Below are 16,050 nucleotides of genomic sequence, written 5' to 3' on the forward strand. Positions count from 1 at the left end.
CCCCCCTGCGGCTCCTAGGCCCTGCCGCGCACCGCGACCAGGCCCGACTCGTAGGCGAACACGACGAGTTGGGCCCGGTCCCGGGCGCCCAGCTTGGTCATCGCACGGCTGATGTGCGTCTTGGCGGTCAGCGGGCTGATCACCATGTGGGCGGCGATCTCCTCGTTGCTCAGGCCGCGCGCCGCGAGCGCGGTGACCTCGCGTTCCCGGCGGGTGAGGGCGTCCAGGCCGGGCGCGGTGGACCGGTCCGGGGGCCGGGCGACGAACTCGCCGATCAGGGTGCGGGTGACCGACGGGGAGAGCAGGGCCTCGCCGTGCGCCACCACGTCGATGGCCTGGAGCAGGTCGGCGGGCTCGGTGTCCTTGAGGAGGAAGCCGCTGGCTCCCGCCCGCAGCGCCTCGAAGACGTACTCGTCGAGGCCGTAGTTGGTGAGGATGACGACGCGTACGGCGGCGAGGGCCGGGTCGGCGGCGATGCGGCGGGTCGCCTCGATGCCCGACATCACCGGCATCTGCACGTCGACCAGGGCCACGTCGGGCACCTGGGCCCGCACCAGCGCCACCCCCTGTTCCCCGTCGGCCGCCTCGCCGACCACCTCGACGCCCTCCTCGGCGTCGAGCAGCGCCCGGAAACCGGCCCGCATCAGTGCCTGGTCGTCGACCAGCGCGACCCGGAGGACGCCGCTCATACCGTGTCCCCCAGCGGGAGCCGTGCGCGCACCGAGAAGCCGCCCTCCGCGCGGGGGGCGGCGCGCAGGGTGCCGCCGAGGGCGCTGACGCGCTCGTGCATACCGGTCAGGCCGGTGCCGGGCACCGGCGGGCGGTCCGGATCGGCGGCCCCGTCGTCGTCCACGCCTATCGTCAGCTCCCCCATGCGGTCCCCCGTGTGATCCGTCGTGTGGTCCGTCGTGTTCCGTGTGCCGTAGTCGATGCGGACCCGCACCTTCGCCGGTCCGGCGTGCCGCGCCGCGTTGGTGAGGGCCTCCTGCACGATGCGGTAGGCGGCCCGGTCGACGGCCCGGGGCAGCGGGCGCTCGTCCCCGGTGACCGTGAGCTCGACGGCGAGCCCTGCCGCACGGGCCCGCTCGACGAGCAGGGCCGGGGTGCCGGCCGGTTCGTCGGCCCGCAGCACCTGGAGGGCGGAGCGCAGCTCGCGCATCGCCTCCCCACTCGCCTCCTGGATGGCGAGCAGCGCGGGCGGCACCTCGTCCCCGCGTTTGCGCGCCAGGTGGACGGCGACGCCCGCCTGGAGCTTGACGATGGAGATGCTGTGCGTCAGCGAGTCGTGCAACTCGCGGGCGATCCGCAGCCGTTCCTCCCCGGCGCGGCGCAGGGCCGCCTCCTCCCTGGTGCGCTCCGCCTCCAGGGCCCGCTGTTCGGTCTGGCGCAGGTACGCCTGCCAGTTCCGGTCGGCGAGACCGGTCACCACCGCGCACAGGAACCAGCCGGCGAGCAGTCCGGCCCGTTCGGCCGCGTGCTGCGTGCCGGGGCCGGTGGCCACGTACCCGGCCAGGAACACGGCGCCGCCGGCCGCCGCGACGCCCCGGTGGCCGACCCGGGCCGCGGTGTGCACGGCGCCCAGGACGGGCAGCGCGGACAGCGGGCCGGGGTGCGCGTGCACGACGTACGCCGTGCCGAGGACGGTGGCGGCGGCCAGCACCGCGCGCGGGGCGGCGCGGTGGAAGGCGAGCGCCGCCGAGGCGAGGACGACGAGCACGAGGTCGAGTGCCGTGGTGTCGTCGTCGAAGGCGGCGACCGCCGTGCCGAGGGCGCCGACGACGGCCGCGAGGACCACGTCGGCGAGCCGTCCGCGATCGACCTGACGCCCACTCATGCCCGCACCCTATGCGTCCCGGCCGGCCCTCGCGTCGGCCCTGTGGACGGCTTGCGGACTACTCCCGGCGAAGTAGTCCACCGCCCGGCCGGGCCCCGGCGGCGCAGTGCCGACCGCATCCGCCCGTACGACGACGCCGGGCACCCCGGCGGCGCACTCTGCTGTCCATGCCCACACCCTTCCGTCACACCGAACCGCTGCCCCCGAAGGCGGCCACCGGCCGAGTCGCCGAGGTCTACGCACAGGCCGCGCGGGACTTCGGCATTCCCGAACCCGCCCCGTTCGTGGCCCTCTCCTCCGCGCCCGCGCTCGTCGCCCCGGCCTGGGCGCTGATGCGCGAGTCCCTGCTCGCCGGTCCCGGCGACCGCACCGGCAAGGAGGTCGCCGCCTTCGGGGTGTCGCAGGCCAACAAGTGCCGGTTCTGCGTGGACGCGCACACCATGCTGCTGCACGCCACCGGCGACCACGCCCTGGCCGAACGCCTGGCCGGGGGGCGGGAGCCGGCGGACGAGCGGCACGCGCGCGTACTCGACTGGGCGCGGCGCACCCGCGTTCCGGGTGCGGCGCGCGAGCCCCACCCGTTCCCGCCCGAGGAGGCTCCCGGCTACCTCGGCACCGTGCTGGCCTTCCACTTCATCAACCGCGTCGTGTCGTCCCTGGTGACCGAGACACTGCTGCCGGCCGGCGCGCAACGCCTGCGCCCGGTCCGGAGCCTGGCGGGCCGCTCGCTGTCCCGCACCGTACGGCGAACCGCCGTGCCCGGCGCCTCCCTTCCCCTGCTGGACGACCCGGGCCGGGGACCGGCGTGGGCGGCGGGGACACCGGTCGGCCCGGCGTACGCGGCGCTGAGCTCCGCCGCCCCGATGGGCGCCGGTCTCCTCGACGCCGACGACCAGGACCTGGTGCGCGCCACGCTGCGCGACTGGGACGGCTCGCACCCGCCCCGCACGCCGGACCCGTTTCCCGACCGGAGGGAGCGGCCCGGCGCACGGCTGGCGCTGCTGGTGGCGCTCGCGCCGTACCGGATCACGGACGCGGACGTGGCGGCGTGGCGCCGGCCCGAGCACACCGACCACTGCCTGGTGCACCTCGTCGCGTACGGCGCGTTCACCGCCGTGGACCGCATCGAGACGGCCCTGACCGCCCCGACCGCTCGCCCCGCCCCTCGGGAGACCTCATGACCGTCGTCACCGGTTCCCGCCGCCAACCCGGTCCCGCCGCGGTCCGGGACACCGCGGACCTCCTGCTGTCGCGCTACCCGGGCCGTCCCCTGCCCGCCGGACGGCTCACCGGGCGGGAGGCGGCGCCGCCCGTCCGTCTGCGTCACCGCCCGGCCACGCACCGAGTTCGCCCTTCCGCCCCACGGGGACACGTGTGACACTGGCGTCCCGTCCGCAGTGCGGGCACCCTCCGCACCGTCCCCCACGAGAAGTGCGCCGTGCGTTCTCTTCCTCTGCCGCTCGCCCTGACCGCCCGTCTGGCGCCGGTCGCCGTGCTCGCCACGGCCGGCTGGGCGCTGTCGTCCGGGCCCGACACGTCACCCGCGGCGAAGGAGAGGACGCCGCCCGACACCACGAACAGATCGGCGTCCGCACCGGCGACGGAGGCGGCGACCAAGACGTACGCCACCGCACCGGCGCCGTGCGAGAGCCTGGCCGACAAGACGGTCACCTCGCTGGTGCCCGGGGCCAAGGCGGCCGGCAAGGAGATCCCGTCCACGGACACCAAGGTGCGCCGCACCTGTTCCTGGAACGCGCTCAAGGGATACGACTACCGCTGGCTCGACGTCTCCTTCGAGGTGATGGCGACGGACGAGGCGGCCCAGAAGTCGTACAAGGAGCGCGTCGCCGACCGCAGCGGCGGCGGCGACGTCCCGGGTCTCGGCGACGGCGCCTACTCCGTCGTCAACCTCACCACCGAGGACAAGCAGCAGACCCGCGAGGGCACGGTGCTGGTCCGCGCCGCCAACGCCCTGGTGATGATCACCTACAACGGCAGCGACTTCGAGTCGAAGAAGGCCCCCGGTACGACCGAGATCAACAAGGGTGCCATCAAGGCGGCCAAGGAGGCGGTGGCCGCCCTGCGGGACGGCTGAGCCCTTCCCGACCGGACCCATGCCGTAGCGGTGCGCCCTGATCAACTCCGGTGGCAGGATGGCCAAGCGGCCGACGCGTCCGACCCGGCTCGAGCGCCGTGGCCGCACCCCGCGCCACGCCACTCCCCCGGAGGAAGACACCCCATGGACAGACGCGCCCTCATGCTCGCGACCGGCGGACTCCTCGGCGCCGCCGGTGCCGCCCAGCTGACGGCGGCTCCGTCGGCCGTCGCCGCCGGGACGGACGCCGCGACCGGCCCCGTCTTCGACGTGCGGGCCTACGGGGCGGCCGGCGACGGCGTCACCGACGACACCGCGGCCTTCCGCCGGGCGCTGGCCGCGGCGCGGGAGGTCCCGGGCGGTGGAGCGACGCTGCTGGTACCGGCGGGCAGTTACCCGCTGGGGGAGTCCCTGCTGCTCGGTCAGGGCATGACCGTCCGCGCGCACGGGGCGCTGCTCTTCCGCACCGGCAACACCTCGGCCCTGGTGAAGAACTACACCGCCGGCATGCCCGCGGTCGGCGGCTACGGCGGGGTCGGCAACATATCCGTCCACGGCGGCACCTGGGACATGCGCGGCAGCCGGTTCACCTCGACCTGCCCCGCGTTCGTCTTCACCCATGCCGACGGTTTCACCGTCCGCGACGTCACCGTGCTCGACGTGCCCGAGGCACACGCGGTCGAACTCAACGCGGTACGGCGGGTCAGGATCACCGACTGCCTCTTCGACGGGGTGTACGTGGCGCCCGGTGTGCCGGCCGTGCCCAACCGGCACGAGGCCGTGCAGATCACCGGCGCGACCAACGTCTACAACCTGCCGGCGCCCGACTACGACGGCACCCCCTGTGAGGACGTGCTGATCTCCGGCTGCACGATGCGCAACTCCTCGTCCGGCAACGCTCCTTTCGACGCGCTGTGCGGCGACCACTACGTCGCGTCCGCCGACTCGCCCCGCCCCCTGCACCGCAACATCCGCGTTCTCGGCAACAGGGTCGAGAGCAGCGGCGCGTACGGCGTCCGCGCCACCGACTGGCAGCAGTCGGTGATCGCCGGCAACACGATCGACGCGGCGGCGGTCACCGGCATCTACGTCAGCTCCGGTTCCGGCAATCCGCTCCAGGACATCGCGGTGACCGGCAACACCGTGCGCGGGACCGGCACCGGGGGCGCGATCGTGGTGTCCAACACCGGTACGGGGCGCAACAGTTCGGTGGTCGTCAGCGACAACCTCGTCCGCGGGGTGGACGGCGAGACGGGGATCTACGTCGGGCAGACCGACGGGGCGACGGTCACCGGCAACACCGTGGCCACGACCCGCCACCCGTCCGGCGGGAACGCCCAGGGCATCCAGCTCCAGGGCTGCCCGGACGCCCTGGTCACCGGCAACCACCTGTCGGACGTCGACGGTGACGGCATCGGCGTCGACAGCGGTTCCACCGGAGCGCTGATCGCCCAGAACACCGTGCTGGACCCGGCCCGCAACGGCATCTCGGCCGCCTCCTCCGACATCGCGCTGCGCGACAACCGGATCACCGGTGCGGGTTCGGGCGGGACGGCGGGCACCTACGCCGTCCGCGTCGGCGGGAACGCCGTGAACGTGTCGTGCCGGGGCAACGTGTCCCGCCCCGGCGAGGGTGCCGGCGCCGAGGCGGGCATCGCGGTGATGGCCGGCTGCCGGGGTGCCTGGGTCGCGGGCAACGATCTGCGCGGCTGGGGGGCGGCGGCGGTTCTCGACCGTGGCACCGGGACCGTGTCGGCCGACAACCTCGGCTGACCCGGCGGCCCGTCCCGGCCCGCCCCTGTCCCGGCTGAGCACGGAGGTGCCCGGGCTCCCGGCGGTGATCAGGCGGAACGGTTGCGGCTTCCGGCCGCGTCGGTGCCGGGCCGGGTCGCGGGCAGCAGCATCAGGATCAGGTAGAGCACCAGGGACGTGGCCAGGCCTACCGCCCAGCCGTAGTCGGCCAGCGGTTCGAGGAAGGGGACGGGGCGGCCGTCGACCAGGGGGTGGAAGTCGGCGCCGCCGACGGCCAGGACGCCGCCGACGACGAAGGCCAGCACCGCACGCCAGTTCCAGCCTCCCTCGTACCAGTAGCGTCCGCCCCTGCGGTACAGGTCGACGAGGTGCAGCCGGGCGCGGCGCAGGATCCAGTAGTCGGCGATGAGGATGCCGGCCACGGTGCCGAGCAGCCCGCCGACCAGGCCGAGCCAGGTGAAGATGTAGCCCTGCGGGTCGGAGTACAGCTTCCACGGGAAGATCAGCACGGCCAGGACGGACGTGATGAGGGCGCCCGCCCGGAAACTGACCCTGCGCGGTGCGACGTTGGAGAAGTCGAAGGCCGGGGAGACCAGGTTGGCGGCGATGTTCACGGACAGGGTGGCCACCAGGACGGTGACGAGGGCGAAGAGCAGGCCCACCACGTTGTCCGTCTTCGCCGCGAGCTGTACCGGGTCCCAGATCGGTTCGCCGTACACGGCCTGGCTGCCGGAGGTGACCATCACGGAGAGGAAGGCGAACAGGGTCATCGTCGTGGGCAGGCCGAGGGCCTGGCCGCGGGTCTGGGCCCGCTGGCTCTTTCCGTAGCGGGTGAAGTCGGGGATGTTGAGGGACAGGGTGGACCAGAAGCCGATCATGCCCATCAGGGAGGGCCAGAACAGCTTCCAGAAGTCGCCGCCCCAGCCGAGCCTGGAGGGCTGGTCGAAGAGCGGACCGAAGCCGCCCGCCTTGTCGGCCATCCACCACAGCATCACGAAGGCGCCGACGAGGACGAAGGGCGCCGCCCAGTTCTCGAAGCGGCGGATGGTCTCCATGCCGCGGTAGATGATGGCGACCTGGAGCGCCCAGAAGATCGCGAAGGACAGCCACATGGTCCAGGCGTGGCCGCCGAAGGTCCCCGCGTTCGTCCAGCCGTCGCCGATCAGCTTGCCGGCCAGGAAGTAGATCGCCTCGCCGCCGATCCAGGTCTGGATGCCGAACCAGCCGCAGGCCACCAACGCCCTCACCACGGCGGGCAGGTTGGCGCCCCGGATGCCGAAGGAGGCGCGGGCGAAGACCGGGAAGGGGATGCCGTACTTGGGTCCGGCGTGCCCGGTGAGCAGCATGGGCGCGAGCACGATCAGGTTGGCCAGGGCGATGGTGAACACCGCCTGCTTCCAGTCCATGCCGACCGCGATGAGACCGGAGGCGAGGGTCCAGGAGGCCGTGTTGTGGGCCATGCCGACCCACAGGGCGGAGAAGTTGTACGTGGTCCAGGTGCGCCCCTCGACGGGGACGGGCAGCAGGTCCTCGTTGGCGTAGGGACCACTCGGCGGCGGGGAGCCCGGGGCGAGCTCCACGCGCCCGTCGGGGAGGGTGACTTGGGCGGACGGCGGTATGGCCGTGGGCGCGGTGTCGGTCATGGGCAGGCCAATCATGCGGTGGGACGGGAGAGGCCGTGCGGGCGGTGCCGAGGGGGGTGCGCGGGTGCGCCCCGGGGCCCGCCCCCGGGTGCGGGGCGGGCCGGGGTGGTTCAGGCGTTGACGGCCGGGATGACCTGGGTGCCGTAGGTGTCGATCACGGCTTCCCGCGCGTCGTGCATGTCGTACAGCGCGAACTGGTCGACGCCGAGGGCGCGCAGGGCGGTCAGCTTCTCGATGTGCTTCTCGACCGGCCCGATCAGGCAGAACCGGTCGACGATCTCGTCCGGCACGAACTGCGTGTCCGGGTTGCCGCTGCGCCCGTGGTGGGCGTAGTCGTAGCCCTCGCGGGCCTTGATGTAGTCGGTGAGTTCGTCGGGCACGGCACCGGTGTGGGCGCCGTACTTGGCGACCAGGTCGGCGACGTGGTTGCCGACCATGCCGCCGAACCAGCGGCACTGCTCGCGCGCGTGGGCGAGGGCCTCGGGCGAGTCGTCGGCGGTGACGTAGGCGGGGGCGGCGACGCAGACCGTCACCTCGGACGGGTCGCGTCCGGCGGCCTCGGCGGCGTCCCGGACGGCCTTGACCATGTACTCGGTGAGGTAGAGGTCGGCGAGCTGGAGGATGAAGCCGTCGGCCTCCTCGCCGGTCATCTTCAGGGCCTTGGGACCGTACGCGGCCATCCACACGGGGACTTCGGCGCCGGGCTTGGTCCAGGGGAACCGGACGACGGTGCCGCCGCCGAGGTCGGCCTCCTCTCCCCTGCCCAGCGCGCGGATGACCCTGATCGCATCGCTTATGCGGGCGAGGGTGTTGGGCTTGCGGCCGGCCACCCGCATCGCGGAGTCGCCGCGGCCGATGCCGCAGACGGTGCGGTTGCCGAACATGTCGTTGAGGGTGGCGAAGGTGGAGGCGGTCACCTCCCAGGTGCGGGTGCCCGGGTTGGTGACCATCGGGCCGATCTTCAGTGTGCTGGTGTTGGCCAGGACCTGGCTGTAGATCACGAACGGCTCCTGCCACAGCACGGCGGAGTCGAAGGTCCAGCCGTGGCTGAAGCCGTTGCGCTCGGCCCGCTGCATCAGCTCCACGACGCGGGAGGCAGGCGGGTCGGTCTGCAGGACGAGTCCGAAGTCCATGGGCACCGCTCCTAGGTGAGGTACTGACAGGTGGCGCGGGGGGTGTAGGCGCCGTGGCCCTTGCGCCCGGTGTACTCCCGCTCGGTGACGACCGGTTCGCCGCGCGAGAGCACCGTCTCCACCCGGCCGGTGATCCGCCTGCCCTCGTACGCCGAGTAGTCGACGTTCATGTGGTGGGTCTCGGCGGAGATGACCTGCTCGGTGTGCGGGTCGTAGACGACGATGTCGGCGTCCGCGCCGGGCGCGATGGTGCCCTTCTTCGGGTACAGGCCGAACATCCGGGCCGGGGTGGCGCAGGCGATCTCGATCCAGCGGCGGCGGCCGATGTGCCCGTCGACGACGGCCTGGTGGAGCAGGTCCATGCGGTTCTCGACGCCCGGCATCCCGTTGGGGATCCTGGAGAAGTCGCCCCGGCCCAGCTCCTTCTGGCCGCTGAAGCAGAAGGGGCAGTGGTCGGTGGAGACCACCTGGAGGTCGTTGGTGCGCAGGCCCCGCCACAGCGCCGCCTGGTGCTCCTTGGGCCTGAGCGGGGTGCTGCACACGTACTTGGCGCCCTCGAAGTCCGGCTCGGCGAGGTTGTCGGTGGACAGGAACAGGTACTGCGGGCAGGTCTCCCCGAAGACGGGCAGGCCCTCGTCGCGGGCCCGGGTCAGCTCGGCGACCGCCTCCGTCGCCGAGACGTGCACGACGTACAGCGGCGCCCCGGCGACCTGGGCGAGCCGGATGGCGCGGTGGGTCGCCTCCGCCTCCAGGAGGGCCTTGCGGACCTCGCCGTGGAAGCGGGGGTCGGTCTCGCCGCGGGCGAGGGCCTGCTCGACGAGGACGTCGATCGCGATGCCGTTCTCGGCGTGCATCATGATCAGGCCGCCGTTCTCGGCGGCGCGCTGCATGGCGCGCAGGATCTGTCCGTCGTCGGAGTAGAAGACGCCGGGGTACGCCATGAACTGCTTGAAGGAGGTCACCCCCTCCTCCACCAGCAGGTCCATCTCCTTGAGCGTCTCCTGGTTCACGTCGGAGACGATCATGTGGAAGCCGTAGTCGATGGCGCAGTTGCCCTCGGCCTTGGCGTGCCAGGCGTCCAGGCCCTCGCGCAGGGAGTGCCCGACGCTCTGGATGGCGAAGTCGACGACGGTGGTCGTGCCGCCCCAGGCGGCGGCGCGGGTGCCGGTCTCGAAGGTGTCGGCGGCGTAGGTGCCGCCGAAGGGCATCTCCATGTGGGTGTGCCCGTCGACGCCGCCCGGAATGACGTACTTGCCGCTCGCGTCGATGACGTTCTCGGCGGTGAACGCCTCGGCCGCCGGGGTGCCGGTCGCGGCGAGGGCGGCGACGCGGCCGTCCTCGATCAGGACGTCGGCGTGGATCTCGTCGGACGCGGTGATGACGAGGCCGCCGCGGATGACGGTACGGCTGCTCATGCTGCTGTTCCCTCCTGTCAGGGGCCCCGGTGGGGTCAGGGCGCGGTCAGCGGGGAGTAGGCGCCCGGCGCGCGGTCGCGGTAGAACTGCCAGCGGTCGCGGACCTCGCGCAGCCTGGCCATGTCGAGGTCGCGGACGACGAGTTCGGTCTCCTTGTCGCTCGCCACCTCGCCGACGAACCGGGCCTCGGGGTCGACGAAGTACGAGGTGCCGTAGAAGTCGTTGTCGCCCAGCTCCTCGACGCCGACGCGGTTGATGGCGCCGACGAAGTACTCGTTGGCGACGGCGGCCGCCGGCTGCTCCAGCTGCCACAGGTAGCCGGACAGGCCGCGCGAGGTGGCCGACGGGTTGAAGACGATCTCGGCGCCTTCCAGGCCCAGCGCCCGCCAGCCCTCCGGGAAGTGCCGGTCGTAGCAGATGTACACGCCGACCTTGCCGACGGCGGTGTCGAAGACCGGCCAGCCGGAGTTCCCGGGGCGGAAGTAGAACTTCTCCCAGAAGCCGCGCACCTGCGGGATGTGCGTCTTGCGGTACTTGCCGAGGTAGGAGCCGTCGGCGTCGATGACGGCGGCGGTGTTGTAGAGGACGCCGGGCTGCTCCTCCTCGTACATGGGGAGCACCAGGACGACGCCGTGCTCGCGGGCGAGCCGCTGGAAGCGCTCGACGATCGGCCCGTCCGGGACGCGCTCGGCGTAGGCGTAGAACTCGGGGTCCTGGACCTGGCAGAAGTACGGTCCGTAGAACAGCTCCTGGAAGCACATGACCTGTGCGCCCTGGGCGGCGGCGTCACGCACCGCCTGCTCGTGGACCTGGATCATCGATTCCTTGTCGCCCGTCCAGGCGGTCTGGAAGAGCGCGGCACGGATCACTCGGCTCATCTTCGGCCTCCACTCGCTCGGATCGCTCGCTGTGGCGCTCGGTGTGGCGCTCGGTGTACGGCGAGACTAGGGACAGGCGGTGGCCGGAATGAGTGGCACGGTGTCACGTCTGCGGGGGTCGGGCATTGCACGGTGTCACCCCTGCTGTGCGTCGTGGGCGAGGAGCGCGATGTGCACGGAGGCGGCCTGCTCGAAGTCGTCGAGGTCGACACCGAGGCTGCCCTGTATGGCTTCGAGGCGCCGGTAGAGGGCGGGCCGGGAGACGTGGTGGAGCTGGGCGGTGCGGGACTTGTTGCGGCCGGTGGCGAGGTAGGTGCGCAGCACGGGCAGCAGGTCCCGGTCGGGGCCGCGCAGGAGTCCGTCCAGCTCGCGTTCGGCGAAGGACTGCACGTGCGGGTCGTCGCGCAGCAGCCGCACCAGACCGCGCAGGTGGATGTCGCGCAGCCGCACGACCGGCGGCAGGTCCAGGGCGGCGGCCGGGGAGTCGGCGACCGCGTCGGCGACGTGCTGGGCCTCGCGCAGCCCGGCGGGCACGCCGGTCCAGTCGGCCCGGGCGTCGGCGGCGGCGACCACGGCGTGGGAGTTGTCCGGTTCCGCACGCAGCCGGGTCGCGAAGTGGGCGGTGAGCGCCCTGGCGTCCTGGTCGGGGGCGAGGCTGAGCAGGACGGCGACGTGGTCGTCGGCGAGGCGGGCGGCGAGGCCGGGCAGCCCGAGGCGCCGCAGTACCCGGGCCGGCCGGGCGGGCTCCCGCTCGCGGACGACGAGGGGGACGAAGACGCGCCGGTTGACCGGCAGCCCGGCGGCGCGGGCCCGGGGCAGCAGTTGCCGCGCCGGTACCGCCCCGCTGACCAGGTCGGTGAGCAGGCTCCGCGCGGACTGCTCCTCCCAGGAGTCCCAGGGCTCCCGGGAGCCCGCGGGAACGCCCGGGTGGGTGCCGTCACCGGCGAGCATGCGGTGCAGGACGAGCGCCTCGGCCGCGCGGTCGGCGAGCAGGCGTCCGGCGGCCCGCTCGCCCCGGTAGCCGCACAGCACCAGGCGCCCCCAGCCCTCGCCCCGGCAGGTCAGTTCGGCGCGGATCCAGCCGTCGGCCGAGCCGGCGCCTGCCTGGCGGGCGATGCGCTCCCAGTCCCGCAGTACGTCGTCGACGGCGGCCCGCTCCCCCGCCGTGGCGAGGGCGCGGTGGGCGAGGTTGGTGACGACGACCGGGCAGCCGGCGTGCCGGGCCACCTCGTCGAGCAGGCGCTGCACCGGGGCGCCCGCGGTGATCAGACCGGTCAGCTCGGTGCGTACGGCCTCGGAGAGGCTGACGGCGGCGAACTTGCGGCGCAGCAGCCGGGACTGCACCTCCTCGGTCAGTTCGGCGAAGGGGAAGGGCCGGTGCAGCACGACCATGGGCAGCCCGCAGCGCTCGGCCGCGCTGCGCATCACCTCGGGCGGGGCGGGGAAGGCGCGGCCGAGGCCGAGCACGACGGCGGCGGCCTCGGCGCGGTCCAGTGACCGGATGTACTCCCCCTGCCCCTCCTCGTCACCGGCGAGCAGCACGCCGGTGGTGAGGACCATCTCGCCACCGCTGAGCATCACCCCGACGTCGGCGGCCTCGGCGACGTGCACCCAGCGCACCGGCCGGTCGAGGCGGTGCGCTCCGGCCACCACCTCGGGCTGTCCGGCCCGCACCCGTTCGAGGCCGAGGACCTGTCGGACCGACAGGGCCGGTTCCCAGGGCTGTTGGGCCAAGGTCCGCGGGGTGGTCGTGGTCATGGCGGCCTCTCCTGGGCTCGTCACGCGGCGATCAGGCGGTCAGATGCTCCGCAGGGCGCGTTCGAGGATCGCGGCGCCCTCCTCGGCCTCCGCGACGGTGAGGGACATCGGCGGGGCGATGCGCAGGACGCTGGTGCTGTGGCCGCCGCCCTTGCCGACGAGCAGCCCGCCGGCGCGGGCCTCCTCCAGTACGGTGGACGCCGCCTCGGGGGCGGCCTCGTCGGTGCCGGGCCGGGTCAGCTCCACGCCGATCATCAGTCCGCGCCCGCGTACCTCGCGCACGTGCGGCACCTGGGCGGCGACGGCGCGCAGGCGTTCGATGAGCAGTCCGCCGACGCGCCGGGCGTTGCCCTGGAGGTCGTGCTCCAGGAGGTGGTTGAGGTTGGCGAGGCCCGCGGCCATGGTGACCTGGGTGCCGCCGAAGGTGGAGATGCTGTTGGCGTCCAGGCAGTTCATGATCTCGGCGCGGGCGACGACCCCGCCGATCGACATGCCGTTGCCGATGCCCTTGGCGAAGGTGACGATGTCGGGCGGGCCGCTCCTTGCGTGCGCCTGCCAGCCCCAGAAGTGCTCGCCGGTGCGGCCCCAGCCGGTCTGCACCTCGTCGGAGATCCACAGGATGCCCCGCTCGTGCAGCACCTCGCGGAAGGCGGCGTACAGGCCGTCCGGCGGGGAGGTGAAGCCGCCGACGCCCTGGACGGGTTCGGCGATCAGGGCGGCGGGGGCGCGGCTGTGGCCGAGCAGGTCCTTGAGGTCGGTGACGCAGGCGTCGATGAAGTCCCGGTCGTCCAGGTCCGCGTAGGGCCCGCGGGTGCGGACGCCGCCGTGCACGTACAGGGTCTGGAGCGGGGACAGGGAGGTCGGGGACCAGCCGCGGTTGCCGGTGATGCCGACGGTGCTGAAGGAGCGGCCGTGGTAGCTGTTGCGCATCGCCAGGATCGCGTTGCTGCGCCGGTATGCGGTGGCGAGCAGCAGGGCCGTGTCGTTGGCCTCGGTGCCCGAGGTGGTGAAGAAGACGCGGGCGTCGGGGATGCCGGACAGCTGGGCGACGCGTTCGGCGAGTTCGACCATCGGCCGGTTGAGGTAGAGGGTCGAGGAGTGGACGATCCGACCGGCCTGCTCGGCGACGGCCTTGGTGACCTCGGGCAGGGCGTGCGCGGTCATCGTGGTGAGGATGCCGCCGAAGAAGTCGAGGTACTTGTTGCCTGCGGCGTCCCAGACGTACCTGCCCTCGCCGTGGGTGATCTCCAGCGGGTCCTCGTAGTAGAGGGCGAGCCAGTCGGGCAGGACGGCGCGGTGGCGGGCGAAGAGGTCACGGGTCACGGCCGCACCAGCCCCTCGTAGGCGTCGGGCCGGCGGTCGCGGTAGAAGGCCCACTGCTGCCGGACCTCGTCGATGAGGTCGAAGTCCAGGTCGCGGACGACGAGTTCCTCCTTGCTGTCGCTGGCGACGTCGCCGACGAACTGCCCGCGCGGGTCCACGAAGTAGGACGTGCCGTAGAAGTCGTTGTCCCCGTACTCCTCGACGCCGACGCGGTTGATGGCGGCGACGAAGTACTCGTTGGCGACGGCCGCGGCGGGCTGTTCCAGCCGCCACAGGTGGGCGGAGAGGCCGCGGTGGGTGGCCGAGGGGTTGTAGACGAGCTGGGCACCGCCGAGGCCGAGTTGGCGCCAGCCCTCCGGGAAGTGCCGGTCGTAGCAGATGTAGACGCCGACCTTGCCGACGGCGGTGTCGAAGACGGGCCAGCCGGCATTGCCGGGGCGGAAGTAGAACTTCTCCCAGAAGCCCTTGACCTGCGGGATGTGGTGCTTGCGGTAGGTGCCGAGGACGGTGCCGTCGGCGTCGATCACGGCCGCGGTGTTGTAGTAGAAGCCGGACTGCTCGACCTCGAAGACGGGGACGACGATCACCATGCCGGTCTCGCGGGCCAGTGCCTGCATGCGGCGGACGGTGGGGCCGTCGGGCACGGGCTCGGCCCAGCGGTAGTGCTCGGGGTCCTGGACCTGGCAGAAGTAGGGGGCGTTGAACACCTCCTGGAACCCGATGACCCGCGCGCCCCGCCTGGCGGCCTCGCGGGCGTGCTCCTCGTGTTTCGCCACCATGGACTCGGTGTCGCCGGTCCAGGTGGCCTGGACGAGAGCGGCACGTACGACATTGGCCATGAGCTGCTCCTTCGACACGACGTCAGAGCCTCTACGCCCGTAGAGCAGGCCGTAGAGGGACGAACGTAAGCCTGGCCGGACGGGCTTGCCAAGACCATCGTCGTCAAGGCGCGGTGTCGATCACGTTTCGCACTCCTGTGGGTGAGTGCGGGTGCCTCGGGCCGGCACGGGCGTCGGGCGCCTCAGGCCGGCACGGGCGCGCACCTGCCCACCAGCTCGTCCATGGACAGCCCCAGCGCGGCGGCCAGCGCGGCCACCGTGAAGAACGCCGGGGTGGGTGCCCGGCCGGTCTCGATCTTGCGGAGGGTCTCGGCGGAGAGTCCGGCCTGGGCGGCCACCGCCGTCATGCTCCGCTCGCCGCGGGCCGCGCGCAGCAGGCGGCCGAGCTGCTCACCGCGCTCGCGCTCTTCGGGGGTCAGAGGGGTGCGTACCATGCCGTCATTCTAATACCGGTTTCCCGTACCGGCCCCTGGCGTGCCGCACATGCGCGCCGAGTCGCGGACCCAATTCAAATACCGGTATAGTAATTGGCATGGTGGAACTGAAGACGGACACATCGATCGACGCCATGCACGCGGCCGGACAGGTCGTCGCGCGCGCCCTGACCGCCGTACGGCAGGCCGCGGACGTGGGAGTGTCCCTGCTGGAGCTGGACGCGGTGGCACACGAGGTGCTGCGGGAGGCGGGCGCGGGCTCGCCGTTCCTCGGGTACCGGCCCTCCTTCGCGCCGACGCCCTTCCCGGGCGTCATCTGCGCCTCGGTGAACGACGCGATCGTGCACGGGATCCCCGACGGCTACCGCCTGCGGGACGGAGACCTCGTCTCCATCGACTGCGGGGCCCTCCTGGACGGCTGGGCGGGCGACTCGGCGCTCAGCTTCGTGGTGGGCACCCCGCGCCCGGCCGACGTCACGCTGATCGAGACCGCCGAGCGGGCCCTGGAGGCGGGCATCGCGGCGGCCGTGGTCGGCAACCGCATCGGCGACATCGCGCACGCCATCGGCACGGTGTGCCGGTCGGCCGGTTACGGGATCATGGAGGACTTCGGCGGCCACGGCATCGGCCGGCACATGCACGAGGACCCGGGGGTGCCCAACGAGGGCCGCCCGGGACGCGGGCTCCCGCTGCGGCACGGCATGGTCCTCGCCATCGAGCCCATGCTGACCGCCGGCGGCCGGGACGACTACCACGCGGCCCCCGACGGCTGGACCCTGCGCACGAACGACGGGTCCCGGGCGGCGCACGTGGAGCACACGGTGGCGATCACGGACGGCGGCCCGCGCGTCCTGACGTCGAGGGACGGTCTCTGAGGGACGTCGCGGCCGGGGCGGGGCCCTGCGCCCCGGCCGGGTTCCCGGCATGCCCGCCGGAACAGAACGTG

At 72.9% G+C, this 16,050-nt stretch carries 14 protein-coding genes; 4 read left to right on the forward strand and 10 right to left on the reverse strand.

Going from position 1 to position 16,050, the window contains the following annotated elements; genetic code table 11:
• Positions 1–14 precede the first annotated feature (14 nt).
• Positions 15–689: a response regulator gene (locus R2E43_RS06315; RefSeq protein ID WP_003972556.1), complete on the reverse strand. Its 675-nt coding sequence runs from the start codon at positions 687–689 to the stop codon at positions 15–17.
• Positions 686–1,834: a sensor histidine kinase gene (locus tag R2E43_RS06320; RefSeq protein ID WP_003972557.1), complete on the reverse strand. Its 1,149-nt coding sequence runs from the start codon at positions 1,832–1,834 to the stop codon at positions 686–688. The genes R2E43_RS06315 and R2E43_RS06320 overlap by 4 nt, the downstream gene beginning before the upstream one ends.
• 167 nt (positions 1,835–2,001) lie before the next feature.
• Here R2E43_RS06320 and R2E43_RS06325 point away from each other — a divergent pair, with 167 nt between their 5' ends.
• The 3 genes from R2E43_RS06325 to R2E43_RS06335 all read left to right on the forward strand — a co-directional run bounded on the left by R2E43_RS06325 (position 2,002) and on the right by R2E43_RS06335 (position 5,702).
• On the forward strand, positions 2,002–3,015 hold the full coding sequence (locus tag R2E43_RS06325) for a carboxymuconolactone decarboxylase family protein (protein ID WP_332055989.1): 1,014 nt from the start codon (positions 2,002–2,004) through the stop codon (positions 3,013–3,015).
• 257 nt (positions 3,016–3,272) lie between these two features.
• Positions 3,273–3,929 carry a hypothetical protein gene (locus tag R2E43_RS06330; RefSeq protein WP_016327715.1) on the forward strand — a complete coding sequence of 219 codons (657 nt, stop codon included), beginning with the start codon at positions 3,273–3,275 and terminating at the stop codon, positions 3,927–3,929.
• A gap of 144 nt (positions 3,930–4,073) precedes the next feature.
• Positions 4,074–5,702, forward strand: a complete 1,629-nt coding sequence (locus tag R2E43_RS06335; RefSeq protein ID WP_003972561.1) for a right-handed parallel beta-helix repeat-containing protein — start codon at positions 4,074–4,076, stop codon at positions 5,700–5,702.
• Between the two features lie 68 nt (positions 5,703–5,770).
• Here R2E43_RS06335 and R2E43_RS06340 read toward each other — a convergent pair whose 3' ends face one another.
• The 8 genes from R2E43_RS06340 to R2E43_RS06375 all read right to left on the reverse strand — a co-directional run bounded on the left by R2E43_RS06340 (position 5,771) and on the right by R2E43_RS06375 (position 15,104).
• On the reverse strand, positions 5,771–7,324 hold the full coding sequence (locus R2E43_RS06340) for an NCS1 family nucleobase:cation symporter-1 (RefSeq protein ID WP_161270301.1): 1,554 nt from the start codon (positions 7,322–7,324) through the stop codon (positions 5,771–5,773).
• A 110-nt stretch (positions 7,325–7,434) separates the two neighbouring features.
• Positions 7,435–8,457 carry a TIGR03842 family LLM class F420-dependent oxidoreductase gene (locus R2E43_RS06345; protein ID WP_003972563.1) on the reverse strand — a complete coding sequence of 341 codons (1,023 nt, stop codon included), beginning with the start codon at positions 8,455–8,457 and terminating at the stop codon, positions 7,435–7,437.
• An 11-nt stretch (positions 8,458–8,468) separates the two neighbouring features.
• Positions 8,469–9,872, reverse strand: coding sequence for a dihydropyrimidinase (gene hydA / locus R2E43_RS06350; protein ID WP_326648009.1), 1,404 nt, complete (start codon positions 9,870–9,872; stop codon positions 8,469–8,471).
• Positions 9,873–9,907: 35 nt separating this feature from the next.
• Positions 9,908–10,750, reverse strand: coding sequence for a nitrilase-related carbon-nitrogen hydrolase (locus R2E43_RS06355; protein WP_332055990.1), 843 nt, complete (start codon positions 10,748–10,750; stop codon positions 9,908–9,910).
• A 135-nt stretch (positions 10,751–10,885) separates the two neighbouring features.
• A complete protein-coding gene (locus R2E43_RS06360) occupies positions 10,886–12,508 on the reverse strand; it encodes a PucR family transcriptional regulator (RefSeq protein WP_003972566.1) in 1,623 nt (540 codons plus the stop codon).
• A gap of 39 nt (positions 12,509–12,547) precedes the next feature.
• Entirely contained in the window at positions 12,548–13,831 is a 1,284-nt protein-coding gene (locus R2E43_RS06365) for an aspartate aminotransferase family protein (RefSeq protein WP_011030898.1), read from the reverse strand.
• A complete protein-coding gene (locus R2E43_RS06370; RefSeq protein ID WP_003972568.1) occupies positions 13,828–14,670 on the reverse strand; it encodes a hydrolase in 843 nt (280 codons plus the stop codon). The genes R2E43_RS06365 and R2E43_RS06370 overlap by 4 nt, the downstream gene beginning before the upstream one ends.
• A 182-nt stretch (positions 14,671–14,852) precedes the next feature.
• The gene (locus R2E43_RS06375) at positions 14,853–15,104 is read right to left on the reverse strand and encodes a helix-turn-helix domain-containing protein (RefSeq protein ID WP_003972569.1); all 252 of its coding nucleotides are present in this window, start codon (positions 15,102–15,104) and stop codon (positions 14,853–14,855) included.
• Positions 15,105–15,202: 98 nt separating this feature from the next.
• Between R2E43_RS06375 and map the strand changes: the two genes are divergently transcribed.
• A complete protein-coding gene (gene map / locus R2E43_RS06380; RefSeq protein ID WP_003972570.1) occupies positions 15,203–15,979 on the forward strand; it encodes a type I methionyl aminopeptidase in 777 nt (258 codons plus the stop codon).
• Positions 15,980–16,050 lie beyond the last annotated feature (71 nt).

Origin of the sequence: Streptomyces violaceoruber, assembly GCF_033406955.1 — a bacterium.
Lineage (GTDB): Bacteria > Actinomycetota > Actinomycetes > Streptomycetales > Streptomycetaceae > Streptomyces > Streptomyces violaceoruber.

Excerpts from the sequence above, each read along its gene's own strand:
- R2E43_RS06375 (WP_003972569.1), bottom strand. The coding sequence starts at position 15,104 with ATGGTACGCACCCCTCTGACCCCCGAAGAGCGCGAGCGCGGTGAGCAG.
- R2E43_RS06335 (WP_003972561.1), top strand. The coding sequence starts at position 4,074 with ATGGACAGACGCGCCCTCATGCTCGCGACCGGCGGACTCCTCGGCGCC.
- R2E43_RS06315 (WP_003972556.1), bottom strand. The coding sequence starts at position 689 with ATGAGCGGCGTCCTCCGGGTCGCGCTGGTCGACGACCAGGCACTGATG.
- R2E43_RS06355 (WP_332055990.1), bottom strand. The coding sequence starts at position 10,750 with ATGAGCCGAGTGATCCGTGCCGCGCTCTTCCAGACCGCCTGGACGGGC.
- R2E43_RS06370 (WP_003972568.1), bottom strand. The coding sequence starts at position 14,670 with ATGGCCAATGTCGTACGTGCCGCTCTCGTCCAGGCCACCTGGACCGGC.
- hydA (WP_326648009.1), bottom strand. The coding sequence starts at position 9,872 with ATGAGCAGCCGTACCGTCATCCGCGGCGGCCTCGTCATCACCGCGTCC.
- R2E43_RS06325 (WP_332055989.1), top strand. The coding sequence starts at position 2,002 with ATGCCCACACCCTTCCGTCACACCGAACCGCTGCCCCCGAAGGCGGCC.
- R2E43_RS06340 (WP_161270301.1), bottom strand. The coding sequence starts at position 7,324 with ATGACCGACACCGCGCCCACGGCCATACCGCCGTCCGCCCAAGTCACC.
- R2E43_RS06360 (WP_003972566.1), bottom strand. The coding sequence starts at position 12,508 with ATGACCACGACCACCCCGCGGACCTTGGCCCAACAGCCCTGGGAACCG.
- R2E43_RS06320 (WP_003972557.1), bottom strand. The coding sequence starts at position 1,834 with ATGAGTGGGCGTCAGGTCGATCGCGGACGGCTCGCCGACGTGGTCCTC.
- R2E43_RS06345 (WP_003972563.1), bottom strand. The coding sequence starts at position 8,457 with ATGGACTTCGGACTCGTCCTGCAGACCGACCCGCCTGCCTCCCGCGTC.
- map (WP_003972570.1), top strand. The coding sequence starts at position 15,203 with ATGGTGGAACTGAAGACGGACACATCGATCGACGCCATGCACGCGGCC.